Annotated in this window: 13 protein-coding genes; 12 read left to right on the top strand and 1 reads right to left on the bottom strand. The window is 62.8% G+C overall.

All coding sequences use genetic code 11. The features are described from left to right. Window positions 1–43 precede the first annotated feature (43 nt). From NMB43_RS11615 to NMB43_RS11590, 6 genes are all read left to right on the top strand, one after another. On the top strand, window positions 44–1,720 hold the full coding sequence (locus NMB43_RS11615) for a long-chain-fatty-acid--CoA ligase (RefSeq protein ID WP_494348324.1): 1,677 nt from the start codon (window positions 44–46) through the stop codon (window positions 1,718–1,720). A 343-nt stretch (window positions 1,721–2,063) separates the two neighbouring features. Continuing rightward, window positions 2,064–3,728: an acetolactate synthase large subunit gene (ilvB, locus tag NMB43_RS11610; protein WP_494348323.1), complete on the top strand. Its 1,665-nt coding sequence runs from the start codon at window positions 2,064–2,066 to the stop codon at window positions 3,726–3,728. A gap of 2 nt (window positions 3,729–3,730) precedes the next feature. Beyond that, entirely contained in the window at window positions 3,731–4,033 is a 303-nt protein-coding gene (gene ilvN, locus NMB43_RS11605; RefSeq protein ID WP_494348322.1) for an acetolactate synthase small subunit, read from the top strand. A 62-nt stretch (window positions 4,034–4,095) separates the two neighbouring features. Beyond that, entirely contained in the window at window positions 4,096–5,229 is a 1,134-nt protein-coding gene (gene aroC / locus NMB43_RS11600) for a chorismate synthase (protein ID WP_494348321.1), read from the top strand. Window positions 5,230–5,243: 14 nt separating this feature from the next. Continuing rightward, window positions 5,244–6,416: an MFS transporter gene (locus tag NMB43_RS11595; protein ID WP_494348320.1), complete on the top strand. Its 1,173-nt coding sequence runs from the start codon at window positions 5,244–5,246 to the stop codon at window positions 6,414–6,416. After that, window positions 6,413–7,231 carry a M48 family metallopeptidase gene (locus tag NMB43_RS11590; RefSeq protein ID WP_494348319.1) on the top strand — a complete coding sequence of 273 codons (819 nt, stop codon included), beginning with the start codon at window positions 6,413–6,415 and terminating at the stop codon, window positions 7,229–7,231. Before NMB43_RS11595 ends, NMB43_RS11590 begins: the two co-directional genes overlap by 4 nt. On the opposite strand, the gene NMB43_RS11585 is transcribed toward NMB43_RS11590, so the two are convergent. Further along, window positions 7,197–8,021 carry a helix-turn-helix transcriptional regulator gene (locus tag NMB43_RS11585; RefSeq protein ID WP_494348318.1) on the bottom strand — a complete coding sequence of 275 codons (825 nt, stop codon included), beginning with the start codon at window positions 8,019–8,021 and terminating at the stop codon, window positions 7,197–7,199. The genes NMB43_RS11590 and NMB43_RS11585 overlap by 35 nt on opposite strands. Before the next feature lie 168 nt (window positions 8,022–8,189). Between NMB43_RS11585 and leuC the strand changes: the two genes are divergently transcribed. The 6 genes from leuC to asd all read left to right on the top strand — a co-directional run bounded on the left by leuC (window position 8,190) and on the right by asd (window position 12,851). Then, window positions 8,190–9,599, top strand: coding sequence for a 3-isopropylmalate dehydratase large subunit (gene leuC / locus NMB43_RS11580; RefSeq protein ID WP_494352139.1), 1,410 nt, complete (start codon window positions 8,190–8,192; stop codon window positions 9,597–9,599). A gap of 23 nt (window positions 9,600–9,622) precedes the next feature. After that, the gene (locus NMB43_RS11575; RefSeq protein WP_494348317.1) at window positions 9,623–9,748 is read left to right on the top strand and encodes an entericidin A/B family lipoprotein; all 126 of its coding nucleotides are present in this window, start codon (window positions 9,623–9,625) and stop codon (window positions 9,746–9,748) included. A 13-nt stretch (window positions 9,749–9,761) separates the two neighbouring features. Next, window positions 9,762–10,403 carry a 3-isopropylmalate dehydratase small subunit gene (gene leuD / locus NMB43_RS11570; protein ID WP_494348316.1) on the top strand — a complete coding sequence of 214 codons (642 nt, stop codon included), beginning with the start codon at window positions 9,762–9,764 and terminating at the stop codon, window positions 10,401–10,403. 19 nt (window positions 10,404–10,422) lie between these two features. After that, window positions 10,423–11,484, top strand: coding sequence for a 3-isopropylmalate dehydrogenase (gene leuB / locus NMB43_RS11565; protein ID WP_494348315.1), 1,062 nt, complete (start codon window positions 10,423–10,425; stop codon window positions 11,482–11,484). Window positions 11,485–11,495: 11 nt separating this feature from the next. Continuing rightward, window positions 11,496–11,642, top strand: a complete 147-nt coding sequence (locus NMB43_RS11560; protein ID WP_494348314.1) for a hypothetical protein — start codon at window positions 11,496–11,498, stop codon at window positions 11,640–11,642. Window positions 11,643–11,726: 84 nt separating this feature from the next. Then, complete coding sequence (asd, locus tag NMB43_RS11555; protein WP_494348313.1) at window positions 11,727–12,851, top strand: aspartate-semialdehyde dehydrogenase; 1,125 nt, start codon at window positions 11,727–11,729, stop codon at window positions 12,849–12,851. Window positions 12,852–13,003: the final 152 nt, after the last annotated feature.

The raw sequence follows: 13,003 nt of genomic DNA, 5'->3' as shown, positions 1-13,003 counted from the left end.
TGCAGGACATGTGCTGCACAGCGGTATCCGGAGGAGACAAAGAATGGAAAAAGTGTGGCTATCAAGCTACCCCAAAGGCATCCCGGCGGAGGTCGACCTCAACGAGTTCAGCTCGATCGGTCATCTGTTCGATACTGGGGTGGCGCGCTGGGGTGACCGGCCGGCCTATACCAACATGGACAAGTCGATCAGCTACCGAGAGCTGGAACGGCTGTCCTCGGCCTTCGGGGCCTATCTGCAACAGGTACTCAAACTGCCGCGTGGTGCCCGCGTGGCGCTGATGATGCCCAACCTGCTGCAGTACCCGGTGTGCCTGTGGGGGGCCTTGCGCGCAGGCTATACCATCGTCAACTGCAATCCGCTCTACACCACGCGCGAACTCGAACACCAGTTGCGTGACTCCGGTGCCGAGGCGATCGTGATCCTGGAGAACTTCGCGCGCACGCTCGCACCCATCGCGAGCGGTCTGCCCTTGAAGCACGTCGTGGTCACCTCTATCGGCGACATGCTGGGCGGGCTTAAAGGTGCGCTGGTCACCTTCGTGGTCAGGCACATCAAAAAAATGGTGCCGGCCTGGGAAATTCCAGGGCACATCCGCTTCAAGGACGCGATGGCTGAAGGCGCGCAGCATGCACTGGCTGCCGTCGAGGTCACGCATGACGACATCGCCTTCCTGCAGTACACCGGCGGCACTACCGGCGTGGCCAAGGGCGCCATGTTGAGCCATGGCAACATCATCGCCAACCTGCAGCAGGCCCATGCTTGGGTACGCCCCTGGCTGCACGACGGGCAGGAAGTGATCATTACTGCACTGCCGCTCTATCACATCTTCTCGCTGACCGCGAACTGCCTCACCTTCTTCAAGCTGGGGGCGAGCAACATCCTGATCACCAACCCCAAGGACATTCCGGGTTTCGTGAAGGAGCTCGGCAAGCATCGCTTCACCGCCATCACCGGAGTCAACACGCTCTTCAACGCGTTGCTGAACCACCCGGATTTCGGCAAACTGAATTTCACCGGCCTGCGCGTCTCGCTGGGGGGCGGCATGGCCGTGCAGCATGCCGTCGCCGAGCGCTGGAAGAAGATGACCGGCTGCCCGCTGATCGAAGCCTATGGCCTGACCGAGACCTCGCCGGCAGTGTGCATCAACCCCCTGGACCTGCCCGAGTTCAATGGCGCCATCGGCTTGCCGGTGCCCTCCACCGACATTTCCATCCGCAACCCGCAGGGTGAGGAGGTGGCGGTCGGTGAAGCCGGTGAGTTGTGCGTAAAAGGGCCGCAGGTCATGAAGGGCTACTACAAGTGCCCGGAGGAAACCGCACGTGTGATGACGGCGGATGGTTTCCTGCGTACTGGCGATGTGGCGGCTATCGACGACAAGGGCTTCGTGCGCATCGTCGATCGCATGAAGGACATGATCCTGGTCTCTGGTTTCAACGTGTATCCCAACGAGGTCGAGGATGTCGCGGCCTCGCACCCGGGCGTGCGCGAGGTGGCGGCCATCGGGGTGCCCGACGAATGCTCCGGCGAAGCCGTGCGCCTGTTCGTGGTACGCAAGGATCCGGCGCTGACCGCAGAGGATGTGATTGCCCATTGCCGGAAGGGGCTCACTGGCTACAAGGTGCCGCGTAGCGTGATCTTCCGTGACGAGCTGCCCAAGACCAACGTTGGCAAGATCCTGCGGCGCGCCCTGCGGGACGAAGCGATAAGCGCCAAATGAGAGTGCTTCTCGTCTTGCGCTGCTGCGGGAAAGTCCTCATGGGTTGATGACACCCTGGGGGCTTGTTTAGCCCTCTGGCTTGTGCTTCAATGGAAGCGCGTTTCTCACTTCGGTTTGGTCTGATCTCGTGAACTTCGTCTCTTACACCTCTGGCGCGATGGCTGCTCTGGCAGCAGTAGTGGTAGTACGTGTAGTAGGCGTAGGCGGCATCGCGTCGTAACGGGCTAGGACTAGACAAAAGTTTCCAACCCCGCCGGCGCGAGCCGAGCGGGGTTTTCTTTTTGAACTAATTCAAATTGCCCCGCCCGAAACGCACCGGCTCCAGAAATCAGGAGCAGGATCCATGCAGTACACAGGGGCTCAATTGGTTGTCAGGCTGCTCGAGCGGCAGGGCATCACCACCGTGACCGGCATTCCCGGCGGCGCCGCTTTGCCGCTTTACGATGCGCTGGCGCACAGCGAAACAATTCGTCACGTTCTGGCTCGCCACGAGCAAGGCGCGGGGTTCATCGCGCAGGGCATGGCCCGCGCCACCGGCAAGGCTGCGGTGTGTCTGGCATCGAGCGGACCGGGTGCGACCAATCTGGTGACGGCGATTGCCGATGCCAAGCTGGACTCTGTTCCCCTCGTGTGCATCACGGGACAGGTGCCTTCGTCCATGATCGGCACCGATGCCTTTCAGGAGGTGGATACCTATGGCATCTCGATCCCGATCACCAAGCACAATTACCTCGTGCGCAAGGTGGAAGACCTGCTGCAGGTGATCCCGGAAGCCTTCCGCCTCGCGGAGTCGGGTCGCCCCGGTCCGGTGTGGGTGGATATCCCGAAGGACGTGCAGAACGCGCTCATCGAACTGGAAGAGCTTCCGTCGCCGGCTGTGCCGGATGCCATGCCTGCCGTCGACTACGACGCGGTGTTGCGCGCAGCGGAGTTGATCAACGCGGCGAAGACGCCGGTGTTGTACCTGGGCGGTGGCGTGATCACGTCGAATGCCTGCCACCAGGCGGTGACCTTGGCGGAGCAGGCCGGCCTGCCGACTACCATGACCCTGATGGGCCTGGGTGCAATGCCGGTCGATCACCCGCTGTCGTTGGGTATGCTGGGCATGCATGCGGCGCGCTTCACCAATTACGTGCTGGAGGAGGCGGACCTGTTGATCGTGCTGGGTGCGCGCTTCGACGATCGTGCCATCGGCAAGGCCGAGAAGTTCTGTCCCAATGCCGCCATCGTCCATGTCGACATCGACCCGGCCGAGCTAGGCAAGATCAAGCGTCCGCACGTGGGCATCCATGGCGACGTGGCGAAGGTGCTGGACCAGTTGCTGCCGCATGTGCAGGTGCAGTTGCGCAAGCGCTGGCTGGCCCGCGTCGACAGCTTGCGCGCCGAGTATCCGCTGGCGATGCCCGGCGCCGGCGATCCGCGCAGCCACTATGGCCTGGTGCGCGCCGTGGCCAGCCTGCTCGATGACGAAGCGATCATCACCACCGACGTGGGCCAGCACCAGATGTGGGTGGCCCAGGCCTATCCCTTGCGTCGCGCGCGGCAGTGGCTGACCTCAGGCGGGCTGGGCACCATGGGCTTCGGCATGCCGGCGGCGATCGGCGCCGCTTTGGCGGAACCTGAGCGCACCGTGGTGTGTTTTTCGGGCGATGGCAGCCTGCAGATGAACATCCAGGAGATGGCGACTGCTGCGGAGGAGGGCGCCAACATCAAGGTCATCCTGATGAACAACCAGTCGCTGGGCATGGTGCATCAGCAGCAGGACTTGTTCTACAAGAAGCGCCTGTACGCGGTGAACTACGCGCGCCGCATGGATTTCATGAAGATCGCCGAGGGTTTCGGCATGCAGGCCTTCGACCTGGACCAGGCGAGCGACCCGCGCGCCATGCTGGCGCAGGCGCTGGCCATGCGCGGGCCCTGCCTGATCCATTGTTCGATCGACGTGAACCAGAAGGTCTACCCAATGGTGCCGCCGGGCGCTGCCAACACCGAGATGATTGGAGAATGAGCATGGATATGCCCGTGACCACGCCCGGCTTCCACAAGGCCGTGCTGGAACTGAATGTGCGCAACCACCCTGGCGTGATGACCCATGTATGCGGTCTATTTGCGCGCCGCGCCTTCAACCTCGAAGGCATTCTGTGCATGCCGCAGGAGAACGAGGCGCGCAGTCGCATCTGGCTGCTGGTTCGGGAGGACGAACGCCTGCCGCAGATCGTGCGCCAGGTCGAGAAGCTGGAGGACGTGCTGTCGGTGGCGCGCCACGGCGCCGACCATCGTGTGTTCGAGAAACTGGAGGCCTTCTTCGCCTGAAGGGGACGACGGGGGTGGCGTGTTAAAATCGCCGCCTTTCCGCCTACCCCAACGGTCTTCCCATGTCTGGCAGCACGCTCGGAACGCTTTTCACGGTCACGTCTTTCGGTGAGTCGCATGGTGCGGCGATCGGTTGCGTCGTCGACGGCTGCCCGCCGGGGCTGGTGTTGAGCGAAGCAGACATCCAGGCCGAGCTGGACCGCCGCAAGCCCGGCACTTCGCGCCATGTCACGCAGCGCAAGGAGCCGGATACGGTCGAGATCCTGTCCGGCGTGTTCGAGGGCAAGACCACGGGCACGCCCATCGCGCTGCTGATCCGCAATCAGGACCAGCGCAGCGGTGACTACTCCAAGATCATGAACACCTTCCGTCCGGGCCACGCGGACTACGCCTACGAGCACAAGTACGGCGTGCGCGACTACCGTGGCGGCGGCCGCTCCTCGGCGCGCGAGACGGCGGTGCGCGTGGCCGCTGGCGCGATTGCCAAGAAGTGGCTGGCCGAAAAATTTGGCATCGTGATCCGCGGCTTCATGAGCCAACTCGGTGAGATCAAGATCCCGTTCCAGAGCTGGGACGAAGTGGGCAACAACGCCTTCTTCGCGCCGAATGCGGAGATCATCCCGCAGCTCGAAGCCTATATGGACCAGATCCGCAGCGAGCGCGACTCCATCGGCGCGCGCATCGAAGTCATCGCCACTGGCGTGCCGCCGGGCTGGGGCGAGCCGGTGTACGACCGCCTCGACGCCGACATCGCCTACGCGATGATGAGCATCAACGCGGTCAAGGGCGTCGAGATCGGCGACGGCTTCGATGTGGTCGCGCAGCGCGGCACCGTGCATGGCGACGAGCTGACGCCCGCGGGCTTCTTGTCCAACCACGCTGGCGGCGTGCTGGGCGGTATCTCCTCCGGCCAGGACGTCCGCGTCTCGCTGGCCATCAAGCCGACCTCCTCGATTCCGCAGGATCGCCGCTCGATCGACCGCGACGGCAATCCGGTCATGATGATGACCACCGGCCGTCACGACCCTTGTGTGGGCATCCGTGCCACGCCGATCGCCGAATCCATGCTGGCCCTGGTGCTGATCGACCACGCGCTGCGCCAGCGTGCGCAGAACGCCGATGTCACGCCGCCGCTGCCGCGCATCGCCGGCCTGGCGCCGGAAGCCACGCAGCCCGTCCCTAGCCCCAAAGCTTGAAGCGGATCGCCGCCATGAACAGCCTGGGCGTGATGCCGCGGCTGTCCATCTACTACTTCTGCTACTTCACCTTCATCGGCATCTTCATGCCGTACTTTGCCTTGCTGCTGCAGGGCCGGGGCTTTGCGGCGACCGAGATCGCGCTGCTGATGTCGGTGATGCAGGTCATGCGCCTGGTGGCGCCCAATCTGTGGGGCTGGCTGGGCGATCGCCTGGGGCGCAGCACGCCGGTGATCCGCGCCTCCGCTTTCCTCTCCTTGCTGGGTTTTGTCTGGGTGCGTTATGCCCATGACCTGTGGAGCATGCTGTTCGCGCTGGGCGTGATGAGCTTCTTCTGGACTGCGACCATGCCGCTGCTGGAGTCGCTCACCTTGTCCAGCCTCGGCGCGCGTTCGGCACACTACGGGCGGGTACGGGCCTGGGGTTCGATCGGTTTCGTCGTGGCCGTGATGGCGATGGGCGCGGTACTTGAAGTGTGGCCAGTGGACAGCATCCTGCCCGGCTGCATGCTGACGCTGTGCGCGATCCTGCTGGCCTCCTGGCTGTTGCCGGATCAGGCGCGCGTACCGCGCGCACGCGAAGCGCGGGACGGCCTCGCGGCGCTATTGTGCCGACAGGAGATTCTGGCGCTGCTGGCAGCGGCCTTCCTGATGTCAGCCGCGCATGGTGCCTTCTACGTGTTCTTCTCGATTCATCTGGTCGAGGCCGGTTATGCCAAGACCGCCGTGGGGCTGCTGTGGGCGCTGGGGGTGCTGGCCGAAATCGGTATCTTCCTGTGGGCGCCGCGCTTGTTGGGTGGGCACAGCCTGCGCACGGTCATGTTCGTATGTTTCGGCGCGACCATCCTGCGCTTTCTGCTGACTGGCTGGGGCGTTGAGTGGTGGGGCTTGATCATCCTCGCGCAGAGCCTGCATGGCATTACTTTTGGCGCCTACCACGCGACCGCCGTGGCCGCGGTGCATCGCTGGTTTGGCGCGGGGCACCAATCGCTCGGTCAGGCACTCTATGGCAGCATGAGCTTTGGGGCCGGCGGCATCGTGGGCGGCCTGCTGTCCGGTGTGTTGTGGGACCGCCTGGGGCCGGGTTGGACTTTTACTGCCGGGGCCGTGTTCGCCTTGCTGGGCTTGCTGTGCCTGGTGGCCGGCTGGCGTCGCGGCGGCCCGGCAGAATCTGGAGTGTATGAATGAGTGCTTACCGTTGGATGGTAGCGGGCTTGAGCGCCTTGCTGCTGACGTCCTGCCAGACCGTCAAGACCACCGAGTCGGGGACCGTGGGGATCGACCGCAAGCAGACCGTATCGCCGCTGGTAAACCGCAAGGATCTGGACCGTCAGGCGACCTTGCAGTACACGCAGGTGATCCAGCAGGCACAGAAGAAGAACGTCCTGAACAAGGATGCGGAGCAGGTCGCGCGCGTGCGCCGCATCGCCGACAGGTTGATCCCGCAGACCACGGTATTCCGCCCGGATGCGCGTGACTGGAAGTGGGAAGTGAACGTATTGGAGTCCAAGGATCTCAACGCCTGGTGCATGCCCGGCGGCAAGATTGCCGTGTATAGCGGACTCATCGAGAAGCTGCAGTTGACCGACGATGAGTTGGCTGCGGTGATGGGCCACGAAATCGCGCATGCACTGCGTGAGCATGCCTGGGAACGTGCCTCGCAGCAGGCCAACGCGAATGCGGCGATGACCATCGGCGGCATCTTGCTGGGGGTGGGGCAGTTGGGCATGGACATGGCCTCCATGGCTTACCAGGCGACCTTTGAACTACCCAATTCACGCGAGCACGAAACTGAGGCCGACCGCATTGGCGTGGAACTGGCTGCGCGCGCCGGTTTTGACCCGCGCGCGGCGGTCACGCTATGGGGCAAGATGCGCAAGGCGGGCGGCAGCGAGCCGCCCAAGTGGATGTCTACCCACCCGCCCTCTGGCGAGCGCCAGGCCGACCTCGAGGTCTATAGCGCACGCGTCAAGACCCTGTACGAGCAGGCGAAACCGAAGTGAGTGCTGACAGCGGGCGCAGCAGTACCAGCTTGATGTGTTCGTGTTCCATGGGCTTGAGCGTGATCTGCTCATAGCTGATCAGGCCGCGGGTGGGGTGCTGGAAATCGCGCTGGCCACCTTGGCGCTCCATGACGTCGTGCTGTTTCCAGAAGCGGCTGAAGTCGTCGCTGACCGCCGACAGTTCCGCAATCAACTGCTGCAGGGCAGGGGATTCCAGCCGGCTGCGGCTGTCGGCGCGAAACTCCGCCGCGATGCGCTGGGCGCGGATGTCCCAGTCGATCAGCAGGCGGCGTGCGAGCGGGTGGGCAAACACGAAGCGCAGCAGGTTGGGGCGGGCGTCATTGCCGCCCGTGGTGTCCAGCCAGCCGGCGAACAGCTCTGCCGCGGCTGCGTTCCAGCCCAGCAAGTCCCAGTAGCGACCCATGATGTAGGCGGGCGTGGCGATTTCGGCCAGCAGCGCGAGCAGGGGCGAGGGGGCGGTGTCGTCTTCCGGTTCGCTGGCGCGCAGATCGCGGCGGCCGGCCATCTCGAACAGATAGGCGCGCTCGCTGCGGGTCATGTTGAGGCGCTGCGCCAGCCGGTCCAGCACCTCGGCCGAGAGATTGACCTCGCGCCCTTGTTCGGCCCAGGTGTACCAGGTCGGGCTGATGCCGATCAGTTGCGCCATCTCCTCGCGCCGCAGGCCGGCTGTGCGGCGGCGCTGACCAGGGGCGAAGCCATAGTCCGCCGGTTGGCTGCGCAAGCGGATGATCTGGAGGAACTCCCCCAACTCCTTGCGTTTGCTATCCATAAGTATTGACGGTGTAGACGTGATCCTGTTAGTCGTTATACCAGTATAAAAGCTCTGCTTGTACGGGTATATCGAGCTGGCTATGATTCGCCCCACTGCGGACGAGTGTATTGCGCCGCTTCCCGTTTTCTCTGCTCTCCCGGGCACCAGCAAGGAGTCATGACAGCCATGGCCGGCAAGACGCTTTACGACAAGTTGTGGGATTCCCACGTGGTCCGTCAGGAACAGGACGGCACCTGCCTCATCTACATCGACCGTCACCTCATGCACGAAGTGACGAGCCCGCAAGCCTTCGAAGGTCTGCGCATCGCTGGCCGCAAGGCCTGGCGCCCGAGTTCGGTGGTGGCCAACCCCGACCACAACACGCCGACCAACAATTGGGACCGTGACATCGAGGACCCGATCTCCAAGACGCAGGTCGATACGCTGGATGCCAACATCAAGGAATTCGGCGCACTGGTCTACTTCCCGTTCAAGCATGCCAACCAGGGCATCATCCACGTGATCGGCCCGGAGAACGGCACCACGCTGCCGGGCATGACGGTGGTCTGTGGCGACAGCCATACCGCGACGCATGGCGCCTTCGGCGCACTGGCGCACGGCATCGGGACTTCCGAAGTGGAGCACGTGCTGGCGACGCAAACGTTGGTGCAGAAGAAGTCCAAGTCCATGCTGATCAAAGTGGAAGGTCAGCTTGGCGCAGGCGTGACGGCGAAGGATGTGGCGCTCGCCATCATCGGCAAGATCGGCACGGCAGGTGGCACGGGCTACTGCATCGAGTTCGCCGGCTCGGCGATCCGTGGCCTGTCGATGGAAGGTCGCATGACGGTCTGCAACCTGGCGATCGAGGCGGGTGCGCGCGCCGGCATCATCGCCCCGGATGAAACCACCTTCGAATACCTGAAGGGTCGTCAGTACGCGCCGCAGGGCGCGCAGTGGGACGCTGCGGTGGCCTATTGGAAGACGCTGGCCAGCGACGCCGATGGCGTCTACGACACCGTCATCGAGATGAAGGCGGAAGAGATCGAGCCGCAGGTGACCTGGGGCACCTCGCCCGAGCAGGTGTTGGCGGTGGGTGGCAAGGTGCCCAACCCTGCTGCCGAGAAGGATGCGGTCAAGCGTGCCGGCATCGAGCGTGCCCTGCAGTACATGGGCCTGACTGCCGAGCAGGCCATCACCGACATCAAGATCGACAAGGTGTTCATCGGTTCCTGCACCAACAGTCGTATCGAGGATTTGCGTGCCGCTGCGGTCATCGCCAAGGGCAAGAAGGTGGCCGGCAACGTCAAGCTCGCGCTGGTGGTGCCCGGCTCCGGCCAGGTCAAGCGTCAAGCCGAACAGGAAGGCCTCGACAGGATCTTCATCGAGGCAGGTTTCGAATGGCGCGAGCCGGGCTGCTCCATGTGTCTGGCCATGAATGCCGACCGCCTGTCGCCGGGTGAACGCTGCGCCTCGACCTCCAACCGTAACTTCGAAGGTCGTCAAGGCCCTGGCGGGCGCACTCACCTGGTGAGCCCCGCCATGGCTGCTGCTGCTGCCATCGCCGGCCACTTCGTGGACGTCCGTTCGGTGCAATAAACGCTTTTGCCAGGAGTTGAATCATGAAACGAGTCATCGCCCTTTCCTTGCTGCTTGCCTTCACGCTGTCCGCCTGCAATACCTGGCGTGGCTTCGGTAAGGATCTCGAGCACGTGGGCAACAAGATCGAGAACTCCGGCAAGAAATAATCAGGAATCCGTCATGAAAGCATTTACGCAACTCAAGGGCCTGGTCTGTCCGCTCGATCGTGCCAACGTCGATACCGACGCCATCATCCCGAAGCAATTCCTCAAGTCGATCAAGCGCTCGGGTTTTGGACCCTACCTCTTCGATGAATGGCGCTATACCAACTACGGTGAGCCCGGCATGGACTGCACGCACCGTCCGAAGAACCCGGATTTCGTGCTGAACCAGCCTCGCTACCAGGGCGCACAGGTGCTGCTGGCACGCGACAACTTCGGCTGCGGCTCATCCCGCGAGCATGCGCCCTGGGCCATCGAGGACTACGGTTTTCGCGTCATCATCGCCCCGTCCTTCGCCGACATCTTCTTCTCCAACTGCTACAAGAACGGCGTGCTGCCGATCGTTGCGGGCAGCGAGGTTGTCGATCGTCTGTTCAAGGAATGCGAAGCCACCGAAGGCTATGCGCTGGACGTGAACCTGGAAGCCCAGACCGTGACCACACCCAGCGGTTTCTCCTTCGGTTTCGATATCACGCCGCACCGCAAGCACTGCATGCTCAATGGCCTGGATGAAATCGGCCTGACCCTGGTGCATGCCGAGCAGATCAAGGCTTTTGAGACGAAGCACAAGGCGGCTCAGCCCTGGCTGTTCTCGCAGTAATCGCAGACAAGGATAAAAAATGAAGATTTGTGTTCTGCCCGGTGACGGGATTGGTGTCGAAATCATTGCCGAAGCCGTGCGCGTGCTGGATGCGCTGAAGAGCGATGGCCTCAAGCTGGAACTGGAGTACGCCGAACTGGGCGGCTGCGCCGTCGATTCGACCGGTTCGCCCTATCCGGAAGCCACGCAGAAGCTGGCGCGCGCGGCCGATGCCGTGCTGCTGGGTGCCGTCGGCGGCCCGAAGTGGGACGTGCTGCCGCGCCCGCAACGCCCCGAGCGTGGCCTGCTGGGTATCCGCAAGGACCTGAACCTGTTCGCCAACCTGCGCCCGGCGGTCCTCTATCCCGAGCTCGCCAATGCCTCTTCGCTGAAGCCGGAAGTGGTGTCGGGCCTGGACATCCTGATCGTGCGCGAGCTGACCGGTGACATCTACTTCGGCGAGCCGCGCGGCATCACCGAAGAAGGTGGCAAGCGTGTCGGTCGCAACACCATGATCTACAACGAAGACGAAATCCGTCGTATCGGCCACGTCGCCTTCAAGTCGGCGCAGAAGCGCAACAAGAAGGTCTGCTCGGTCGACAAGATGAACGTGCTGGAAACCACGCAACTGTGGCGTGACGTCATGATCGAAGTCGCCAGGGAGTATCCGGACATCGAGCTGTCGCACATGCTCGTCGACAACGCCGCGATGCAACTGGTGCGCGCACCGAAGCAGTTCGACGTGATGGTCACCGGCAATATGTTCGGCGACATCCTGTCCGACGAAGCCTCGATGCTCACCGGCTCCATCGGCATGCTGCCCTCGGCCTCGCTGGACCAGAACAACAAGGGCATGTACGAGCCTTGCCACGGCTCCGCCCCGGACATCGCGGGCAAGGGCGTGGCCAACCCCTTGGCAACGATCCTGTCTGCTGCCATGATGCTGCGCTATAGCTTCGACAACGAAGCCGCAGCCCAGCGTATCGAAGCCGCGGTCAAGAAGGTTCTAGCCTCCGGTCTGCGCACTGGCGACATCTGGGAAGAGGGCACCAAGCGTGTCGGTACCCGCGAAATGGGTGATGCGGTGATCGCAGCGCTCTGATTGGATCTGTAATGGTTGATGGACGTGAAATGCCGGTTCTGACTGCCTTTGCCGACGCAATGTCGGTGAAGGCCGTTGGCGTTGTGGTCGTTGCTACGACCGGCATCGTCACGTCCACCACGACCACCACCAAAACCACGAAAACTACCGCTGGTTGATTTCGTCCTGCACCTCCGCACTTTGACCCCGCGGCGGCGGGTCAGGCGGAACCGGAGCGGGGCGTTTATCTAGAGGAAACTGAAATGCGTGCAGGTTTTGTCGGCTGGCGCGGCATGGTTGGCTCCGTGCTGATGCAGCGCATGCGCGAAGAGAATGATTTCGCGCTGATCGAGCCAGTGTTTTTCACCACGTCCAATGTCGGCGGTGCCGGCCCGAACATCGGGCGCGACGTGCCGCCCCTGAAGGATGCCAAGTCCATTGAGGACCTGCGCCAGATGGATGTGATCGTCACCTGCCAGGGCGGTGACTACACCAATGAGATCTTCCCCAAGCTGCGCGCGGCCGGCTGGGCCGGCTACTGGATCGATGCGGCGTCGGCCCTGCGCATGAAGGACGACGCGATCATCATCCTGGACCCGGTCAACAAGAACGTGATCCAGGATGGTCTGAGTAAGGGCGTGAAGAACTACGTCGGTGGCAACTGCACGGTCAGCCTGATGTTGATGGCACTGGGCGGTCTGTTCCAGAAGGATCTGATCGAGTGGGCCACGTCCATGACCTATCAGGCCGCTTCCGGCGCGGGAGCCCAGAACATGCGCGAGCTGATCGCGCAGATGGGCAAGATTCACGGCTCCGTGTCTGATTTGCTGGCTGATCCGGCGTCCGCGATTCTCGACATTGATCGTAAGGTGGCCGAGACGATCCGCTCTGACGAGTTGCCGAAGCAGAATTTCCGCGGCGTGCCCTTGGCGGGAAGTCTGATTCCGTGGATCGACGTACCGTACGAAAACGGTCAGAGCAAGGAAGAATGGAAGGGCGGCGCCGAATGCAACAAGATTCTCGGCAAGCCGGCATTCCGTTCGCCTGGTAGCGTGCCCATCGACGGATTGTGCGTACGAATCGGCGCCATGCGTTGTCACAGTCAGGCGCTGACGATCAAATTGCGTCAAGACATTCCGCTGGACGAAATCACCGAAATTATCGGAACTGCGAATGACTGGGTTCGGGTTATTCCTAATGAACGCGAACGTTCTGAGCGCGAATTGACCCCGGCTGCCGTCACCGGTCGTCTGGAGGTGCCGGTCGGTCGGCTGCGCAAGATGGCGATGGGCGGCGAATACCTGACAGCATTCACCGTGGGCGACCAGCTCCTATGGGGAGCTGCCGAGCCGCTGCGGCGCATGTTACGTATCCTGATCGAGGGCTGATGGCCGGTCGATTTCGTGGGGGAGGAAGTGTTCGCACTTCCTCCCTTTTGCATTGCGGCGAAGGAAAACTGTCTTGAAGTATTTGTTGAACAAGGGCTTTTTGTTCGCGCTATTTCAGGAAAAGGATGAGCTTGCAGCCCTAACCCTTTGAT

The sequence above is a fragment of the Uliginosibacterium sangjuense genome (assembly GCF_059132465.1).
Note: the sequence above shows the minus strand (reverse complement) of the source record. Positions and strands in the feature narration are given on the sequence as shown.

Excerpts from the sequence above, each read along its gene's own strand:
- leuD (WP_494348316.1), top strand. The coding sequence starts at position 9,762 with ATGAAAGCATTTACGCAACTCAAGGGCCTGGTCTGTCCGCTCGATCGT.
- NMB43_RS11590 (WP_494348319.1), top strand. The coding sequence starts at position 6,413 with ATGAGTGCTTACCGTTGGATGGTAGCGGGCTTGAGCGCCTTGCTGCTG.
- NMB43_RS11575 (WP_494348317.1), top strand. The coding sequence starts at position 9,623 with ATGAAACGAGTCATCGCCCTTTCCTTGCTGCTTGCCTTCACGCTGTCC.
- leuC (WP_494352139.1), top strand. The coding sequence starts at position 8,190 with ATGGCCGGCAAGACGCTTTACGACAAGTTGTGGGATTCCCACGTGGTC.
- NMB43_RS11595 (WP_494348320.1), top strand. The coding sequence starts at position 5,244 with ATGAACAGCCTGGGCGTGATGCCGCGGCTGTCCATCTACTACTTCTGC.
- NMB43_RS11585 (WP_494348318.1), bottom strand. The coding sequence starts at position 8,021 with ATGGATAGCAAACGCAAGGAGTTGGGGGAGTTCCTCCAGATCATCCGC.
- NMB43_RS11615 (WP_494348324.1), top strand. The coding sequence starts at position 44 with ATGGAAAAAGTGTGGCTATCAAGCTACCCCAAAGGCATCCCGGCGGAG.
- aroC (WP_494348321.1), top strand. The coding sequence starts at position 4,096 with ATGTCTGGCAGCACGCTCGGAACGCTTTTCACGGTCACGTCTTTCGGT.
- ilvB (WP_494348323.1), top strand. The coding sequence starts at position 2,064 with ATGCAGTACACAGGGGCTCAATTGGTTGTCAGGCTGCTCGAGCGGCAG.
- asd (WP_494348313.1), top strand. The coding sequence starts at position 11,727 with ATGCGTGCAGGTTTTGTCGGCTGGCGCGGCATGGTTGGCTCCGTGCTG.
- leuB (WP_494348315.1), top strand. The coding sequence starts at position 10,423 with ATGAAGATTTGTGTTCTGCCCGGTGACGGGATTGGTGTCGAAATCATT.
- ilvN (WP_494348322.1), top strand. The coding sequence starts at position 3,731 with ATGGATATGCCCGTGACCACGCCCGGCTTCCACAAGGCCGTGCTGGAA.
- NMB43_RS11560 (WP_494348314.1), top strand. The coding sequence starts at position 11,496 with ATGGTTGATGGACGTGAAATGCCGGTTCTGACTGCCTTTGCCGACGCA.